Genomic DNA, 18,699 nt, shown 5'->3' on the forward strand with positions numbered 1-18,699 from the left:
ACAAAAGAATGACCAATCAACCTTACTCATACAAATATACGGATGGACGGATGGAGGAAATCGCATGTCAACACCTACTGGATTTATGGAGTATCGCCGTCAGATTCCGGCTGATCGCGATCCATTGGAACGGCTTAAGGATTGGGAAGAGTTCCATAAGCATTTAAGTGAAGAAGAGCTTCGCACACAAGGAGCCCGCTGTATGGACTGCGGAACCCCATATTGTCATACAGGTATTGAAATGCCGGGAGGAACATCAGGGTGTCCTGTGCACAATTTGATTCCAGAATGGAATCAGCTCGTGTATCGTGGGTTATGGCAGGAGGCACTTGAGCGCCTGCATAAGACGAATAACTTCCCTGAGTTTACAGGGCGTGTATGTCCTGCACCATGTGAAGGCTCTTGTACGGTAGGGCTAATCGGACAGCCAGTTACGATTAAGACAATAGAAGAAGCTATCATCGAACGAGGATTTGAAGAGGGCTGGGTGAAGCCCGATCCTCCAGCACAGCGAACAGGTAAGCATGTGGCTGTTGTAGGATCAGGTCCTGCTGGCCTAGCTTGTGCCGCGCAATTAAATAAAGCCGGCCATTCCGTAACCGTCTTCGAGCGTTCAGATCGTCTTGGTGGCCTCCTCACGTATGGGATTCCAACGATGAAGCTGGAGAAGCAAGTTGTAGATCGCCGCATTCAGCTATTGGAGGCGGAAGGCATTCAATTTGTGACGAATACGGAAATCGGCAAGGACATCCCAGCTGATCAGTTAGTTGCCTCTCATGATGCGGTAGTTTTATGCGGAGGCGCAACGAAGCCGCGTGAGTTCCAAATAGAAGGAAGCAATTTGCACGGAATCCACTATGCGATGGATTACTTGAATGGTACGATTAAGAGCTATCTTGACTCCAATCTGGAGGATGGTCAGTATATTAATGCCGAGGGCAAGGATGTGATCGTCATCGGAGGCGGAGATACTGGAACAGATTGCGTTGCAACTGCGCTCCGTCACGGGTGTCGCAGTGTTACACAATTTGGTACGCATGCGAAGGCTCCGCTAGAACGAGATGCAAGTACAAATCCTTGGCCGCAGTTCCCGAACGTATATACATTGGATTATGCGCATGAGGAAGCGAAAGCCTTGTACGGCAGTGATCCACGTGAGTTCTCCATTATGACAACGAAGTTCGTCGGTGATGAAGATGGACAGGTGAAGGAACTGCATACGGTGCAGATTGAACGGATTGTCGATGAGACTGGCCGGAAAATTTATCAGCCGATTCCCGGTACGGAACGCGTAATCCCTGCACATCTCGTGCTGATTGCGATTGGCTTCGATGGGCCAGAACAGACCATTGTTGAACAACTTGGTCTCGCTACCGATCGTCGGACGAATGTAAAGGCTGACTACGGGAAATACGCGACGAGCGTAAGCAAAGTGTTTGCTGCAGGTGATATGCGCCGTGGACAGAGTCTCGTCGTATGGGCGATCAATGAAGGACGAGAGGCTGCAAGAGAAGTGGATCGATATTTGATGGGAACTACACTATTGCCTTAAATGTGAAAGTAGTGAATAATAAAACATAGTAACGTTAGTAAGAAGCTGCGCTTATTCTCACATGCGCGGCTTCTTCTGTTGTGTATGGAAAGAGGTGGTAGGATGAAGACACTTGTCGTGGCTGAGAAGCCTGATATGGGACGCAACATCGCTTCTGTCATCGAGCCAAGGGGCCGTAAGCATCGGACGCATATTGAAGGGGATCACTACATCATTACATGGGCAATCGGCCATTTGCTCGGATTGGCAGAGCCGCAAGCCTATGATGCGAAATATAAACGATGGAACTTCTATGATCTGCCGATTCTACCGAACAGCTTCAAGATCGTGGCGGAACGCCGCACGAAGGATCAGTTGAAAATGATCGGGGAGTTGGCGAAGCAATGCGATACAATCGTGAATGCGTGCGATGCTGGGCGCGAGGGGCAATATATTTTCGCTCTAATTCAACAGCATTATAAATGGAAGCAGCCTGTTAAGCGCTTATGGATATCCGACCTGACAGCAGACACGATTCGTCGGGGATTCGGAGAGATGAAGGGTGCGGAGCATTATGAAGGGCTTACAGCTGCAGCAAGAGCCCGAAGTCAAGCTGACTGGATTATTGGTATGAATGCTTCTCGTGCCTTCACAACGAAGCACAAGGCTCTATTGTCGGTTGGACGCGTTCAGACACCAGTCCTTGCGCTTATTTATGACCGGGAACAGGAGATTGCAGCGTTCCAATCCGAATCCTATTATGAGGTTACCGCTGTATTTCAGCAGGGAGATACGACTTATAAAGGAACTAGACAGGGCGACCGAATTACGGACGAGCTAAAGGCGACTGAGATTGCTGACAAAGTGAGGGGGAAGAGCGGACGAATTGCCGACTACCAGATCAAAGAAGGCAAGGAGTATCCGTACAAGCTTTATGATTTAACACTGCTGCAGCGGGATGCTAACGCGCGTTTTGGATTCTCGGCGAAGAAGACACTGGATATAGCTCAAGCATTATACGAGAAGCACAAGGCGATTACGTACCCGCGGACGAACTCGAACTATGTGACGGAGCAAAATATTGGGGGCATGCATCAGGCGCTCAAGATGCTAATGAGTATGCCGGGTTATGCGGACTTGGCGGCGCAAGCAGAACCGAGTCGGGTTCATAAAAATAACCGCAGCGTGTGCAACCCAGACAAAGTTGAGGATCACCATGCCATTCTGCCAACGACGAAGCGCCCGGGCACCTTATCGCCTGAAGAAGGTAAAATCTATGACTTAATCGTTCGTCGCTTGCTGGCGCATTTCTATCCAATTGCAGAGTATACACTTTACACGGTGTTAACCGAGGTCGAGCAGGAATCATTCAAGACGAGCATGAAGCAATGGCGAATACGAGGCTGGAAGCTCCTATATGATCATGATAAGGAGAAGTCCCGCACATCTAAGCGCTCGAAAAAGAAAGATGAGGATGATGGGGATTCTCAATCATCCTCGGATCAAGTAGAGGAACTTAACGATACGGAGCAGTTCAACCTGGACAAGAATCAGCCTGTGCATTGTCGCGAAGCGGAGATGGCTGCCAAGGCAACACAGCCGCCAAAGTCTTATACAGAAGGCACACTGCTGAAGGCAATGGAAAGCGCAGGGAAGCAGCTGGACAATGAAGAGCTGCGTGAAGTAATGAAGGATGCAGGGCTGGGAACCCCTGCGACACGGGCGGCGACAATTGAACGGCTGAAGCAAGTCGGATATATCTTGATGACTGGCAAACGTCTTACACTCGCAACCAAAGGTAAGACAGCTGTTGAGCTGATTCGCGGGGCAGGGGTACATCTTCTAACCTCACCAGAGATGACGGGGCAATGGGAGAGACGATTAACGCAGATTGCCAGAGGAGAGGCATCGGAAGATGTATTCATGGAAGCTGTGCGCAAGTTCACGCTTCATGTCATTGATTGTGTTGGCAAGCAAAGCCCTGTATCAGCCGAAGTCCTTGCATTGATCGAATCGGACAAGTCATCCAAGGGGAGAGGCAAGTCGCAAACCAGCGCCAAGACATCGAAGAGCTCCAAAGTGAAGGGTTCGGCGACGCAAGCTTCTGGCTCTAGCGGCTCTTCAGAAGGAAGCGGACAACATGCAGCACCTGAAACCTTTGGCATATGTCCTCGAGAAGGCTGTGGAGGTACGATCATTGAAGGGCGCAAGGGGTTTGGCTGTTCGAACTATAAGCTAGGCTGCAAGTTCGTTGTGTGGAAAAAGCAGTTGGCTACAGGGAAGACGATATCTCCGGTGATGATGCGCGAGCTATTGGAGAAGGGAAGCACGAAGAAGCTTAGCTTTACCAGAGGAAATGCAGCGGTGAAAGGAAGATTGGTTCTAGCCAATCGATCAACTGGGGATTTGAAAGTGGTTGAAGAATAGCGGAACACGAATATCCGTTTCTCCATTAGAAGCATACATGAAGAAGCCATATGCCCGCCCCATAGGGTGGAAACGAGACAGCATGGCTTCTTCATGTTGTGTTCCGAATTGAACTTGGGTCTGCTTGATCTAGCTCAGCTTGGAGGTGAGCAGCCATTCCTCGATAACACGAGGTACGTCAGCAAGCTTCTCTAAAGTGTACAGCGCTCCTTGGGGCTCGATCTCAATGTCAATGACATTGTAGAGCCACTCATTCGGACGCTTTAAATAAATGACATGAAGTCCAGCTAAGAGGCCGGGCTGTACATCTGTCCGTACGGAGTTGCCGATCATCCATGTATTGGCAGGTGAGAAGCCTTGCTCCTTCACAATCTCTGCTAATGCCTCAGCTGTCTTATGCTGACGAATAAAGATGCGATCTCCGAAGTAGGCGGACAGCTTCATTTGGTCAATCTTGCGCTGCTGGATAACAGGCTCACCGCCTGTATACAGGTACAATTCATGACCTTGATCACGAAGCAGTTCTAGTGTTTCAACCATTCCTGGATAAGGCTCAATTTCCATGTCATACACGCTAAGTCCGAGCTTCCAGAGCTGTTCCTTCTCCTCATCAGAGGAATCTCTGCCTGTCAAGTTGCACAAGTGGTCGTACGTATCAATGAAGGAGCGAGGGAAATGCTCGCTCTGAAACCCGTTTTTCTGTACGCCAGCGATGTCGAACTTAGATTGGACGGACTTGATTTCTTGCGCGCTCATGTTCGATGAGTTGAACCAAGTCGTCATCGTATCCAAAAATTGATGAATGACAATGTCAAAGTATTTGTTGCAATAAATAAGCGTGTCGTCCATGTCGAACAGTATTGTTTGTTTTGGCATTGATGTAGTCAATGTGATTTCCTCCTTGCGCCTTTCAGACATGACAAGCGTGAGGAGGATAGCGATAACCTTCCATTACGCATACTTTGTCAGTCGTTACAATTGTACTTGCACATAATCTTCTAGAAATACGGACAAGTCGGACAACCCTTCCCGACGAAGGGCGATGGATTCCGAATCGCCGTCCCAATAGGTACGTATGTATCCAGCGGATCGAAGAACGGCCAAATGATGCTTCACGGTTCCTTTGGATAATGAGAGATGCTGTTGGATATCAGCGAATGAGCGTGAACCTTGACTAACGAAACGCAGCAGCTGCAGCCGTTCTTGGTCAGCAAGCGCTTGCGTCATGCGAAGCAGGCTGTGAGACGGCACGCAATCATCTTCAGCGGGCTCGTCAACCGCGTACAGGACAAGCAGCTTGTTCTTAAACGTGCACGTATTGTTCATAGGACGATAGTGCCACATTGGAGCAAGAATGCATTCGCGAATATGATTCTTCTCATCACGAATGACGATGCCATTCGTTGCAACTTCGACAACTTCTTCTGGAGTTATTTTGCTCATTAAGAGCCGCTTCTCATCCGCATCTTGCAGCAAAATAGGCTCCCATTGCGGCAAGGTGTGCGAGATGTAATGCTCATACCAGCATTTCAATGCGGGTACATAATATCGTTGGCAATCATCTCTGGTGAGTGAAATGTCTAGCAGGCCATACTGCTCCTGAACATGCTTCCATTGCTGATCAGTTGTCTGTTCCAGATGCTCGATGTACCCTGTAATATGACTGCCGCCTGTATATTCTAGCGCTATAGCATACAGCATGTCATAATCCGTTAGTGAATAACGCTTCACCTGACGAGCATGCTCGTCCCATTCACTGGGCATCATTTGCTCTGCTTGACGTACCCACGTCATGCCGTTGTCAACATTGCGAATCCATTTGCGGTGTACAAATAGCATGAAGCTTCCAATAAGTTCATATACCGATGAACAGTCGATACGAACATGATAGGTCATGCCTGCGTAGCCTCCTTGGTAATGACAATGAGTGTCTACATTTATTATGAATTGTATTGCATAGCATTGTCTACTATAATTGTGAAATGTTCATTTGATAGAGATAAATGGGGAGGTTTAAGAATGGCATCTTGGCGGAACACGACAGATTCCCCAACTTGGAAATTCATAATTCTGATTATTGTTGTTATGATTACAGGTCTTAGTCAGGGGTTATTGCTGCCCTTACTTACGATCTTCTTGGAGCGGATGGGGGTTCCATCCGATCTGAATGCATTGAATGCTACCGCCCTCTACTTAGGGGTATTCTCCATGATGTTCCTAGTAGAGCGGATACTCATTCGGCTCGGCTATAAGAAAATGCTGCTTGCTGGTATGGTGTCGGTTACGATCGCACTAGCGTTATTTCCGTTCTTCCCGAACATTTGGGTATGGTTCGTTCTGCGAATTGTTGTTGGTCTAGGTGACAGCGCGCTGCATTATGCGACACAGCTGTGGGCCGTGTCAGTCAGTCCAGCGAATCGACGGGGAAGAAACATCTCCCTATATGGGATGGCGTATGGGGTAGGCTTCAGTTTCGGGCCATTAGGCATTAATTTGTTGTCTATCCATGATTCAGCACCGTTCATTGCGATTGTTCTCCTGTTCCTCATTGTTATGGCAATTGTATATGTGAAGCTGCCAAATGAAGAAGCTGCGATGATGAAGGACGGATCGAGACCGGAGAAACGCTATCGCCGTTCCTACCAATGGGCCTGGTTCGCTCTGATGCCAGCATTCCTATACGGTTACATGGAAGCCTCGATGAATAGCAACTTCCCTGTATACGCGCTTCGTCTCGGCATGGAACAGCATTGGATATCGTATTTGCTTCCATTCTTCGGGATCGGGGGACTTATTCTGCAGCTGCCGTTAGGCATGCTTAGCGACCGCATCGACCGCAAAAAAGTATTGATGGCATGCGGTATCTTAGGGGGATTAGGGTTCCTTATCATCCCGTTTGTGGGTACGAACATCTGGGGAATTCTCATTATGTTCATGCTCGTTGGAGGCTTGGTTGGTTCTTTCTTCTCATTAGGACTCGCGTATGCAGCAGACATATTGCCTAAGGAATATTTGCCATCCGCTAACGTGATTGCATCCATTCACTTCAGCTTAGGGAGCATCATTGGGCCGAATTTAGCGGGCATTGGGATTCAATACGTATCAATTGGAAGCATGTTCTACTTGCTCGGGGCTTGGTATATTGGATTCTCACTACTCGGCTTTATCTTCAGACGGCGCAATAAAACGCTTGCAAGTTAGGGGCTACCTTCCTTACACTAAGAGTACATGTTCGTGAATCGCTGCGCACACATAAAAAGTCTCTCGCAGCAATCAAGCAGCGAACTGCCATTGTCGGAATGGAGAGGAGTCTTGACGGTGATTAGAGTAGATCAGTTAGTGAAGCAGTACCCTCCTGAACAGAAGGTATTGAAAAATATTAGCTTCGAGGTGCAGCCGGGCGAGTTCATTGGTGTAGTAGGTGCGAGCGGCAGCGGGAAGTCGACACTGCTGAAATGTTTGGCGCTTCAGGAGAGATGGACAAGCGGCAAATTTGTCGTTGACGGTGTGGATATCTTCGCGCAGCAGTTGAGCGGAAGACGCAAGGTGAAGCGGGAGTTCGCCTACTTGGAACAGAACCCAGTGCTGTCGGACAATCGCAAGGCATTGAAGAACGTCTTAATCGGACGCTTCCATCAAACTCCGTTATGGAGAATGGCTACCGGAATGATACGCTCAGACGACTACATGGGGGCAATGGATACCATTGAACAGCTTGGCCTATTGGACAAGGCCCATAAGAAGTGTAGTGATCTGAGTGGTGGGGAGAAGCAGCGGATTGCCATTGCTAGAGCGCTTGTACACGGAGCAGACGTGCTGCTTGCAGATGAGCCTGTTCTCGGACTAGACCCGCAATCGGCTGAATCTGTATTGTCGACATTCCGAGACCTGTGCACGAAGCAGCGCAAGATCGTTATTGCGGTATTTCATCAGGTTGAACTAGCAGAGAAATTCGCTACACGATTGTGGGGACTTCATGACGGCACTATCGCAGTCGATGTGAAGGGCAGACGGCTTCTTCAATCAGAGAAGGCTCTCATATTATAATGAAGATTGGGAAAAAGTAAATAGGCAATTGTCACGCCATCTCTTATGGATGCATATGTTGTAAGGTGGGGGAAGAACGTTCTTTTCTCTCCGAACACTCACGCATCCGTAGGAGGTGGCTTTATTTATGCTGTATCCATTGCCGATTCCGATCGAGCCTCATGTTATTCGCAAGCCGAACCTGGAGGTGTACGTTCCTGTCGTTGTGGATCCGAAGCATCCACAAGCGGCGGAGCGTATGAATCATACGATACAAAATCAGGTCAGAGAATTAATTCGAACTTCTGGCTATGAGGAAGACCCGAAGAATATTGAGGTGCAAGGATGGTTCGAAATCAAATTAAATGAAAGAGGATATCTTAGTCTTACTTTAAGTGTATATGCTTATCCCTATCATGCAGCCCATGGGATGACCTATCAGCGTGGTTTGACCTTTGAGACGGAGACAGGCAAGCTGATAAATCTACCTGATTTGTTCAAGCCGGGGGCCCCTTACGTAGACGTGTTGTCTAAGCATGTCGCCGCACAGATTAAAATGCGAGATATCCAGACGCTAGAGCCATTCAAATCGATTCGACCGGATCAGGATTTCTATATGACGGATAAATCGCTCGTTCTCTTCTTCCAGTTGTACGAAATTGCGGCGTATGTATATGGATTTCTGTACTTCCCGATATCTGTATACGAGTTGAACGACATTAAAGCGGATAATGGCATTATCGATAAGTTGTCATACTAAGCATCGAGGTAAGCGATCAAATATAGTGCGAAGCATGTGTGCAGTGCAAGGAGGGCGTTCCTTCCCAAATGAATCATCGCTTTGTCACGGGTTTGTCACCATTAGGTGACTCTTTTTTTTTATAATGAAAGAGTATGCCTGTAACTAGGCTACATAGATGATAAGTAATGTGTTTCGACGAAATAACGAATAATAGAAGCATCAAAGGAGGAATGGCATGTATGATAAACAGGCGAACAATACGAAAAGCATCGCTCCTCCTTCTACTGGCTAGTGTCATGTTAAGCGGCTGTCAGTGGGTTCAAGACCCCAAATCCATGCTGAAGGAACCACGATTGTCGACAGATAAAGCGAATTTAAAATCGATTATTGACTCCCAAAAGCCTGAAGGAGCAAATATCATCCGGCCGCGCAATGCAGACGATCGCAGCACGATTCGCATTGCGGATTTGAACAATGATGGCAAGGGTGAGGCGATTGTATTCTATGAGACGCCAGACAAGGAAGTTCGAATCCATGGTATGATCTTTAAATCAGATGGTGACACATGGACGAAGGTATTCGACTTCGATGGTGAGGGTACTCAGTTGGACAGGGTAGAGCTGGTTGACTTGACAGGTGATAAGAGTCTTGAGCTTGTGGTAGGTTACGGCAGCAATGACCCGAAGCTGAATAAGGGTCTTGTTGTGTATCGATTCACAGACACAGAGATGGTTAGACTGTTCGAACAGCCGTATTCTCAATTCGTGATCGATGATCTGGATCAGAGCGGTAAGAATCGATTGTTTATTTTGAATAACCGCTCAGGTCAAATACCTGTCCTCTTTTCATTCGATTACCAAAATGGCAGGATGGTTAAATTCCATGAGTTGAAGTTATCATCTGGTACTAATGCATACACGAATATGGTGTCTGGATTTATATCAAAAGACCGTAAAGGACTCGTGCTTGATGCGGATGCAGATGCAGGGGCCAACAACTATATATCAAATATTATTGGAATGAATAAGGATCACATGCTTGAATCCCTATTGCAAGAGGGCTTAACTGACAACAAAAGGATAGATATTAAGAGCTCTGACATGAACGGCGATGGCATTATTGAGATCGGTATTCCCGAGCAGCCTCACGGCTGGGATCTGTATCAACCTCATGAGATCCCTTATTTTACAAACTTCTTCCAATGGGATGGACAGCATGGCTTGAAGTTAGTGGAGAAGCAATACCGCGACCATATGGATCGCTTCCATTTGACTTTCCCAAAATCTTGGTATGGACGTGTGACTGTGGATACAAAATCGAAAAAAGATGAAATGCTCCGCTTTGTCGATCTTCATACGAACGAAACGTTCGCCATCATCCGATTCTTTACACCGGAGGCATGGGAGTCTTATAAGGAGAAATGGACGTACCTCAGTTCGTTTGGTGACAAGATTATCGGCATTTACAGCAAGGAGCCACTGAATGCGAAACAAGGGGTTCCTAAAATACCAGAACTAGACAAAAGTGATAGTGATTCTTAAAGGAAATGAAGTAAGGAGATAAGTAGAGATGACGAAAATACTCATTCTTGAAGATGAAGAATCAATCCGCAGCTTTATTGTCATTAATTTAAAGCGCAATGGATTCGATGTGGTGGAAGCAGATAACGGCAATGATGCTTATCAAATGATCATGAGCGATCCGACGATAGATATCGCCCTACTGGACGTGATGGTTCCGGGTATTGATGGCTTTGAGGTGTGTAGACGAGTTAGGGAACAGAATGAGCGGCTCGGAATCATTTTCCTGACTGCCAAGGTGCAGGAACAGGACAAAGTATATGCCTTGTCTGTTGGTGCGGATGATCATGTGAGCAAGCCATTCAGTCCTACAGAGCTCGTTGCGCGCATTCAGTCCTTGCTGCGCAGGGTCAGCTCTTATCAGCACACTACCCAGAAGGTAGTATATCAATCTGGCCCATTCTCACTAGATTTGATTGCGAAGCGGTTTACCAAAAATAACCAAGCGATCGATTTAACTCCTACGGAATTCTCGCTGGTGCAGTTTTTCATGGAGAAGGAAGAGATGACCTTAAGCCGAGACGTACTGCTTGATCATGTATGGGGCAAGGACTATATGGGCGATCCTAAGATTGTGGATGTGAACATTCGTCGTTTGCGCCAAAAAATCGAGGATGAGCCATCATCACCAAGATTTCTTGAAACGGTATGGGGGCACGGGTATAAATGGAAGGGAACAACTCCATGATTAAGCCGGGCATACGCCGCTCGGTAGTCATGCATTACTTCATCGTTGTCTTTATGACGATGCTGATGCTGGAAGTGGTCTTTCTCATCTCGGTGCGGACGTATTATTATGATTCAGTATCCAGCAATTTAACTAACCATGCATCCGTAACGACGAAATACTATCAGCAATATATAAGTCTTAGTTCCAGTGAAGATGATCAAGGCATATTGCCGGAGCTGCTCGAATTATTCAAATTGCCGGGCGCCGAGGTGCAAATTCTGGATCGGACTGGGAAGGTGCTTATCTCCTCTAGTGGGTTCCGAATCGACAAGCCGATCAACTCACTCGATGTGATTACTGTACAGCAGCAAGGGAAGCTGGAACAATGGATCGGCAAGCAGCCTGGAACCGGTGAATCGATAATGGCTGTGTCTGCTCCATTGTTAGAGAGAGGCGACATCAGCTACATTGTCAGACTTGTCACCTCACTAGAAGTAGTGAACAGTCAGTTGAATAGCATTGTGCTCGTATCCATACTGATTTCGATTACGATATTAATTATTGTATTAGTGATTAGCCTTGGGCTGGCGAATTCGATCGTGAAGCCAATTAATGAGATTACGGCTGTATCCGCTCAGATGGCGCGGGGACGATTCGATGTCAGAGCCAAGGATGGATATAAGTACGAGCTTGGGGAGTTGTCTAAGACGCTCAACTTCATGGCTCATGAGATTGTGCGAAGCAACCAATTAAAGAATGACTTTATCTCATCGATCTCTCACGAATTGCGGACTCCATTGACGGGAATCAAGGGATGGAGCGAGACCTTGCTGTCTGGTCCGTTAGATGAGGGGGAGACGAAGCTGGGGTTGAACGTTATTCATAAGGAAACGGATCGCCTAATTGGTCTTGTTGAGGAATTGCTTGACTTCTCGAAGCTGCAGGAGAATAAATTGCAGTTCCACTGGCGGCAGGTATCCATCGCGACAATTATCGAAGACACGATCCTGCAAGTGAGAATGAAAGCAGAGAAGAAGCAAATTCGATTGGAGGAACGCGTCAGAGGCAACGAGCAAATTCTGAATGCGGATCCGAATCGATTGAAGCAAGTATTCCTGAATCTGATTGATAATGCGGTCAAGTTCTCCCCAGAAGAGTCGGTGATCACGATTCATACGTCGTGGGATGCGGAGAAAGTGGTTGTTCGTATTGTTGACCAAGGAATTGGAATAAGCGAAGAACACTTGACCAAAGTAATGGACAAGTTCTATCAAGTGAATCCTAGTCATGGCGGTACAGGGCTCGGACTGGCGATTACGTACGAATTGGTGAAGGCTCATGGAGGAGAAATGTCCATCGAAAGTGAGCCTGAGGTAGGGACGACGGTTATTGTGACCTTGCCGGTCAACATGCCGATTGAAGCAGATACGATAGAGGAATCTACGGATTTATGATCTTTTCGAAAATCATTTGAATTTATACGGCCTTTGCGTGATTAATTCATGCAAAGGTCTTTTTTTCGAGGAAATTAAGAAAATAGCATATCTTACTTCGACAAAACATACTATAATATGTATCATAATCATCCATGATGTTGTCGTAATAACTCGATTGTTGTCGTCCTCATCGGAAGGAGGATAGGATAGTGGAACTATTTTTATTCGTTATATTTTCCGCGTCTGTCCCATTTATTATTTACTTATACTTTGTCATCAAGCAGCGTTCATGTGTACAAGAAGCAGCGGTTACGGTAGATCGTAATGCGCTTATGCATGGACAGATGGACGAAGCTGAAGACGTGGCGAGTCACTGCTCCATTCTTGTCGTGGAAGATCAGATGCCTATACGGATTCTATTGAAGGAAGCACTTGATGAACTGCCACTGGAAGTAAGGGAAGCAGAGACAGGAGAGCAGGCGCTTAATTCAATGCGTGCGTGTCCAAGTAAAATTGTGCTCATGGATGTGAGCCTACCGGATATGAATGGCCTGGATGTACTGCATACGGTTCGTACAATGCGTCCAGATACCGAAGTTATAATGATGTCTGCCTATAGCGATGCAGACAAGGTTAACGAAGCGAAGGCGGCAGGAGCGATTGGCTTCTTCTCGAAGCCGTTCGACTTAGAAGAACTCCGCGCGTACATATCATCCAGACTGTAACGGGCTACGATATCTTGTCTTGACAATTGTCAATCGGAGGATGTTATGTTTAGAACGATACATAGCCAACTAAGTGCCCGGGTAGTGACGACACTAGTGGCTGCGTTGGCCATTATTTTTTCATTTTCGTATGAAGCTGTTCGTTCGATTATTGAGACGAGCATGCAGAACAATTATTTGAATCAAGTTAAGATGGCCGCTCACGATGTTGAAGCGGCCATTCGTCACCACAAGCTAATGGTGGAGACGTATGCGAGAGTCATTCAGGGCATATTCGACACATCTGGGCGAATCAAGGCTGAAGTGAATCAATTGACAGAATGGTATGCATTTCAACCGAAGGATCTCGTATTCGGGTACTGGTTCACCATGCAGACCGGTTCGAAATGGAAGGAGAAATTTACATCCTGGTTTGGTCATGATGAATCCGGTCTGCTCCGTAATTTCAATAAACAAGAACATGTGGACGAGTCACTGCCTCAGTATCGAGATGACCCGCAATACGACTATTATCATGGTTCAGTGAAGAAGAATGGAACCTATTTGACAGCACCATACATTGATCCTTATGTAAACCTACCGATGATATCCGTCAGCACGCCTGTATACGACTCAGGAGGCACACTGCTCGGTGTGGCCGGAGTTGATATACGGTTTGGCGATTTGAAGCAGTTAGCAAACAAGCTAAGTGTACACCCCAGCAGCAAGATTCTACTTACTTCCCTACAAGGCAATTTATTATACGACCCAGATGAAGAACGAACGATTTATGACAATATATACACCAATCTTAATGAAGATACAGCGACTTTATTACGCAAAGTAAATGACTCTAAGGAGTCATTTATCATTGATGACTATCGTGGGAACTCCATGTATATATTCTCAATTCCGCTTGAGGAGACGAACTGGAGAGCAATCATTATGCTGCCTGCGGGAGTTATTAGCAACGTGTTGCTTTACGTATGGGTCGTAACCCTAATTACGATCAGTTTACTTATTATTGTGATTTACTTCCTAATAAACTGGTGGATCCGTCGTTTGATCGTGACTCCACTGCATCAATTAGTCGAGGCGTCTCATCGTATTGCTGGTGGGGATTATGACGTGACAGTGAGAATCGAATCCAATAATGAATTTTGCCAGCTTGGTTCAGATATGAATCGGATGAGTGAGGCGCTGCGTCAGAAGGCGCAGATGGAGCAAGAAATGAAGCGTATGAGCGCGCTGCAGGTTGTGGGAGAGATGGCTGCCGCGCTTAGTCATGAAATTCGAAATCCGCTAACGACAATCAAAGGATTTCTGCAGCTGCTTCGCAATAAGCCGGAGCATGCGGATGAGCATGTCTATTTCCGTACGATGATGGAGGAAATTGAGCGGGCGAACACGATCATTACGGAGTATTTGACCTTGGCTAGACATAAATTCGTCCAATTTCGTCCTCATTGCTTGAATGAAATCATTACACAATTATACCCGCTTGTGCAAGCATCAGCGTCGGCTCGCTGTCAGGATATCCGCCTGGACATATCACCAGTTCCTTCTATTGAAATGGATGAGAAAGAGATGAAGCAGGTTCTTCACAATCTCATTCGGAACGGACTTGAAGCGATGAGTGAAAACCAGGTGTTGACGATTCGAACTCGTATGAAAGGGGATAGGGTTCTTCTATGTATTGAAGATGAAGGGCCAGGCTTCCCAGCCGAGGTTTTAGCCAGGGCAGGAACTTCTTTTGTCACGACGAAGGAGAAGGGGACAGGACTAGGCTTGTCCATCTGCTACAGTATCGTTGAGCGCCATGAAGGAGACCTTATCATTGAATCAGTGCCAGGTCGCACGGTTATCACAATTAGTCTCCCGCTATTCCGCAAGAAGCAAGAAGGATAGTTTGGATGTTGCCATAATTGACCAATGTATTATAAAATGGAAGAGTTATGCGCTAATATTCTACTTTTAAATCCAATTCCTAAGAAATAATGGTTGTATAACTATGCATCTGCGTGTATAATGATGTTACCTCACTAAGAGCGAGCGGGGAATATTACACATATACAGAGCGGGGTTGGAGCAAATGAAATCATTAAAAATTGTTGCAGCATGCACACTCATTCTATCATTATTAGTTGGTTGCGGTGCGAAGGAAGACCGTCTAGCAACTGTACAAGAGAATAAAAAGCTGGTACTAGGCACGAGTGCTGACTATCCACCATTTGAATTCCGTAAAACAATCGACGGGAAGGATCAAATTGTCGGTTTCGATATTGAGATAGCGAAGGAAATTGCGAAGGATTTGGGCGCTGAATTAGAGATTAAGGATACATCACTGTCGTCATTGCCTGAGGAACTGAAGACAGGCAAGATTGACATCGCAATCGCGGGACTAGATCCAACGCCTGAGCGGGAGAATGCAATGGAATTCTCTACACCTTATTACTTGGCGGAAGCAGGGGTTATTGTACGTGCTGCAGACAAGGATAAGTATAAGTCACCTGAAGATTTGAAGGGCATGAAGATCGGCGTACAGCTTGGCTCAACCTTCGAGGATGTCGTTCAGCAAATCCCTGATGCGAAGAAGGAAATGCTGGATAAGGTGAACGACCTCGTTCTTGCACTGGAGTCGAATCGTTTAGAGGCTGTCGTTGTGGAGAAGCCTGTGGCAGCGGCATTTGCTGCGAATCGTAAGGAAGTCGCTGTCGCGCCGGTGGAATTGAAGCCAGTAAGTGAAGGATATGTAATTGGAGTACGCAAAGGCAGTGTGAAACTGCGTGATGAAGTGAATAAGACGCTTGAACGCTTGAAGCAGCAGGGCAAGCTGGATGAATTCATTACACAAGCGGTACAACTGGCGGAACAATAAGATCAGATGGATTGCATCTATATGCGGTCTATACGGATCTCGATGTGATATGTTCGCTCCTCGTGGGAATTCAACCAGTGAGGAGCTTTTTCTCTTTATATAGAAGAAATGCAGATTAACAGTCGTGATAGATAGGGAAGGGGAAGTTTGTCATGTTCGATTGGTTCGACATGTTATGGACGTATAAATTAGGATTTGTATCCGGTGCTGGCATAACCGTACTGCTATCCGCGATATCCGTTCTATTCGGATTACTATTGGGAGTGGCCATTGTCTTGATGCGGATGTCTAAAATAAAGCCGCTTAAATGGTTTGCTGTCACCTATATCGAGGTGTTCCGTGGAACACCGCTGCTTGTACAATTATTCATTATTCATTATGGACTTGCAGAGTATGGCGTAGAATTTAGTGCACTAACATCTGGAGCGATTGCTCTATCCTTAAATAGTGGTGCGTATTTGGCTGAAATCTTCCGTGCCGGCATACAATCGATCGACCACGGTCAATTGGAAGCAGCTCGTTCTCTCGGAATGTCAAAATCAATGGGGATGCGCTTGATCGTACTTCCACAAGCGTTCCGCAATGTTATTCCGGCGATAGGCAACGAATTTATTACGATTATTAAGGAGACTTCAATTGTCAGCACCATCGGGATTGCAGACTTGATGTTTGAGACGAATATCGTTCGTGCCAAAATTTATTCAGCGATGGGACCACTGATTGGAGCAGCGTGTATCTATCTCATTCTAACCTTCACTTTATCGAAAGTGGTGGCACGTTTGGAAAGGAAGTTGAGCGAGCATGATTAAAATTCAAAATTTGCATAAATCGTATGATAGATTGGAGATTTTAAAAGGGGTAAATGTCTCTATTGATCGTGGTGAAGTGGTTGTAGTCATAGGCCCTAGCGGATCCGGAAAGAGTACTCTCCTTCGTTGCATTAATTTGCTGGAAACTCCGACACAAGGGGATATCCGTTTCGAGGATCAGTGCATCACTGACAAGTCGCACAACATTAACAAAACACGTGAAAAAATGGGGATGGTATTCCAATCGTTCAACCTATTTCCCCATATGACCGTGCTGCAAAATATTACCCTTGCTCCAATAAAGGTGAAACATGTGCCAGAGGCTGAAGCAAATAAACTAGCAATGGAGCTGCTTGGCAAGGTTGGATTGGCGGATAAGGCCAAGGCATTCCCTAGACAATTGTCCGGTGGACAGAAGCAGCGTATCGCGATTGCGCGAGCACTTGCTATGCAGCCGCATGTGATGCTGTTCGATGAGCCGACATCAGCGCTTGATCCAGAGATGGTCGGCGAAGTGCTTGAGGTCATGAAATCACTCGCCGGAGAAGGAATGACGATGGTAATCGTAACTCATGAGATGAACTTCGCACGTGAAGTGGGCGATCGTATTTTGTTTATGGATGGCGGCAATATTGTGGAGGAAGGTTCTCCAGACCAATTATTTAACCATCCTAAGCATGCTAGAACGCAGGATTTTCTAAGTAGAGTATTGTAAAGAGGTATTGTAAATATATAGGTATTCGAATAGGCATCCTTAGGGGGTGCCTATTGTTGTTTTGCTGTATTATGTAAGCGTTTTCGTTTACAAATCTGAAATATGTGCTATGATAGAAACAGAAAGATTACAAAAATGTCATCTCTGATTACAAATTTGTTATGAAATAAAAAAAGTTTGAAGCTTCAATCCATTGGGGGGCGCGGGTTCCAGAGACTTACCATCATATTCCTGCGCACAGGTTACAAAATTGTGATATGATGCAATCCGAGCCGAAACGACACACCCGTACGGGGGACTATTGACCGGTGTTCGATATTACGAGAACACCTTGGGGTGAATCGCTTATTCCGCAACTTGGAATGGCGTAGGGGAACTCCTTGACCCGAATCCGACAACTAACCCCGCAGGCTAATGCACAGGAGGAAAACAAAACATATGCGTAAAAGAATTACACTAACGATTACAGCAGCATTACTTGGACTTGCGTCCATTCTTCAAATTTTGCCGGCACAGGCTGAGCCCTATACGGTAAAAGAAGGAGAAACGTTCTATTCAATTGCTAAGAATTACAACATGAGTGTTGAATCCGTATTGTCGGCAAACCCGACAATTAATCCGAAAAATTTGTATGGTGGACTCTCCATCGAACTTCCAAGCCCTGTTGTTCAAAAGTCGGTATTGGAAGGGATGCCAGTCAATAATGCTTTGGGTGTAGCAAAAAATGACGAACAGGCAGTCAAAACGGCTTCGAATAATCAGAAAGCAGCAGTACAACAAGCTGCTCCTAAAAATGTAGTTCAATTGTCCTCTGGACGTACAGCGACATACAAGAAAACGATAAGCATGCGTGCTACAGCCTATACCGCTCATCCGAGTGAAAACGGCAAATGGGGCGCAGTAGATGCTTTGGGTAATGCATTGAAACTAGGTACAGTTGCGGTCGATCCAAAAGTGATTCCGCTTGGTACGAAATTGTATATTACGGGATATGATTTCAAACACTTGCCGACAGGCGGTATGGTTGCTGTAGCTACGGATACAGGCGGTGCAATCAAGGGGAAAAAGGTTGACATATTTGTACCGGTAAGCAAGAAGACAGGCAACACATTCGGCGTGCAAGACGTTAAAGTATACGTGTTGAAATAATATCTACTATTATATATAGATGTAGATGAATA

Annotated in this window: 16 protein-coding genes and 1 riboswitch; of the genes, 14 read left to right on the plus strand and 2 right to left on the minus strand. The window is 46.2% G+C overall.

Going from position 1 to position 18,699, the window contains the following annotated elements; all coding sequences use genetic code 11:
- Positions 1 to 64 precede the first annotated feature (64 nt).
- Together ABN764_RS02805 and ABN764_RS02810 are read left to right on the plus strand one after the other, a co-directional pair.
- Positions 65 to 1,552, plus strand: coding sequence for a glutamate synthase subunit beta (locus ABN764_RS02805; protein ID WP_446670836.1), 1,488 nt, complete (start codon positions 65 to 67; stop codon positions 1,550 to 1,552).
- 102 nt (positions 1,553 to 1,654) lie between these two features.
- Entirely contained in the window at positions 1,655 to 3,958 is a 2,304-nt protein-coding gene (locus ABN764_RS02810; protein ID WP_446670837.1) for a type IA DNA topoisomerase, read from the plus strand.
- Positions 3,959 to 4,087: 129 nt separating this feature from the next.
- On the opposite strand, the gene ABN764_RS02815 is transcribed toward ABN764_RS02810, so the two are convergent.
- Both ABN764_RS02815 and ABN764_RS02820 read right to left on the minus strand, forming a co-directional pair.
- Positions 4,088 to 4,846, minus strand: coding sequence for an HAD family hydrolase (locus ABN764_RS02815; protein ID WP_260612136.1), 759 nt, complete (start codon positions 4,844 to 4,846; stop codon positions 4,088 to 4,090).
- An 84-nt stretch (positions 4,847 to 4,930) separates the two neighbouring features.
- Positions 4,931 to 5,854, minus strand: coding sequence for an ArsR/SmtB family transcription factor (locus tag ABN764_RS02820; RefSeq protein ID WP_142542827.1), 924 nt, complete (start codon positions 5,852 to 5,854; stop codon positions 4,931 to 4,933).
- Positions 5,855 to 5,977: 123 nt separating this feature from the next.
- On the opposite strand from ABN764_RS02820, the gene ABN764_RS02825 reads away from it, so the two are divergent.
- The 12 genes from ABN764_RS02825 to ABN764_RS02880 all read left to right on the plus strand — a co-directional run bounded on the left by ABN764_RS02825 (position 5,978) and on the right by ABN764_RS02880 (position 18,667).
- Entirely contained in the window at positions 5,978 to 7,159 is a 1,182-nt protein-coding gene (locus ABN764_RS02825; RefSeq protein ID WP_021253876.1) for an MFS transporter, read from the plus strand.
- A 117-nt stretch (positions 7,160 to 7,276) separates the two neighbouring features.
- A complete protein-coding gene (locus ABN764_RS02830) occupies positions 7,277 to 8,005 on the plus strand; it encodes a phosphonate ABC transporter ATP-binding protein (RefSeq protein WP_021253875.1) in 729 nt (242 codons plus the stop codon).
- 127 nt (positions 8,006 to 8,132) lie between these two features.
- Entirely contained in the window at positions 8,133 to 8,744 is a 612-nt protein-coding gene (locus tag ABN764_RS02835; protein ID WP_446670838.1) for a PdaC/RsiV family protein, read from the plus strand.
- Between the two features lie 221 nt (positions 8,745 to 8,965).
- Positions 8,966 to 10,267, plus strand: a complete 1,302-nt coding sequence (locus ABN764_RS02840; RefSeq protein WP_446670839.1) for a hypothetical protein — start codon at positions 8,966 to 8,968, stop codon at positions 10,265 to 10,267.
- 28 nt (positions 10,268 to 10,295) lie between these two features.
- Complete coding sequence (locus tag ABN764_RS02845) at positions 10,296 to 10,994, plus strand: response regulator transcription factor (protein ID WP_021253872.1); 699 nt, start codon at positions 10,296 to 10,298, stop codon at positions 10,992 to 10,994.
- Positions 10,973 to 12,430 (plus strand): sensor histidine kinase, encoded by a 1,458-nt coding sequence (locus ABN764_RS02850; RefSeq protein ID WP_268623455.1) that lies wholly within the window; start codon positions 10,973 to 10,975, stop codon positions 12,428 to 12,430. The genes ABN764_RS02845 and ABN764_RS02850 overlap by 22 nt, the downstream gene beginning before the upstream one ends.
- Before the next feature lie 191 nt (positions 12,431 to 12,621).
- Complete coding sequence (locus ABN764_RS02855) at positions 12,622 to 13,137, plus strand: response regulator (protein WP_268623456.1); 516 nt, start codon at positions 12,622 to 12,624, stop codon at positions 13,135 to 13,137.
- A 45-nt stretch (positions 13,138 to 13,182) separates the two neighbouring features.
- Positions 13,183 to 15,024, plus strand: a complete 1,842-nt coding sequence (locus tag ABN764_RS02860) for an ATP-binding protein (RefSeq protein WP_446670840.1) — start codon at positions 13,183 to 13,185, stop codon at positions 15,022 to 15,024.
- 184 nt (positions 15,025 to 15,208) lie between these two features.
- Positions 15,209 to 15,994: a transporter substrate-binding domain-containing protein gene (locus ABN764_RS02865; RefSeq protein WP_021253868.1), complete on the plus strand. Its 786-nt coding sequence runs from the start codon at positions 15,209 to 15,211 to the stop codon at positions 15,992 to 15,994.
- Positions 15,995 to 16,146: 152 nt separating this feature from the next.
- Positions 16,147 to 16,803, plus strand: a complete 657-nt coding sequence (locus ABN764_RS02870) for an amino acid ABC transporter permease (RefSeq protein WP_021261422.1) — start codon at positions 16,147 to 16,149, stop codon at positions 16,801 to 16,803.
- Complete coding sequence (locus tag ABN764_RS02875; protein WP_446670841.1) at positions 16,796 to 17,518, plus strand: amino acid ABC transporter ATP-binding protein; 723 nt, start codon at positions 16,796 to 16,798, stop codon at positions 17,516 to 17,518. Before ABN764_RS02870 ends, ABN764_RS02875 begins: the two co-directional genes overlap by 8 nt.
- Before the next feature lie 260 nt (positions 17,519 to 17,778).
- Positions 17,779 to 17,947: riboswitch (cyclic di-AMP (ydaO/yuaA leader) on the plus strand.
- 9 nt (positions 17,948 to 17,956) lie between these two features.
- Positions 17,957 to 18,667 carry a 3D domain-containing protein gene (locus tag ABN764_RS02880; protein ID WP_021253865.1) on the plus strand — a complete coding sequence of 237 codons (711 nt, stop codon included), beginning with the start codon at positions 17,957 to 17,959 and terminating at the stop codon, positions 18,665 to 18,667.
- The last annotated feature ends 32 nt before the right edge of the window (positions 18,668 to 18,699 follow it).

This window comes from Paenibacillus wuxiensis (assembly GCF_040195695.1).
GTDB lineage: Bacteria > Bacillota > Bacilli > Paenibacillales > Paenibacillaceae > Paenibacillus_B > Paenibacillus_B suaedae.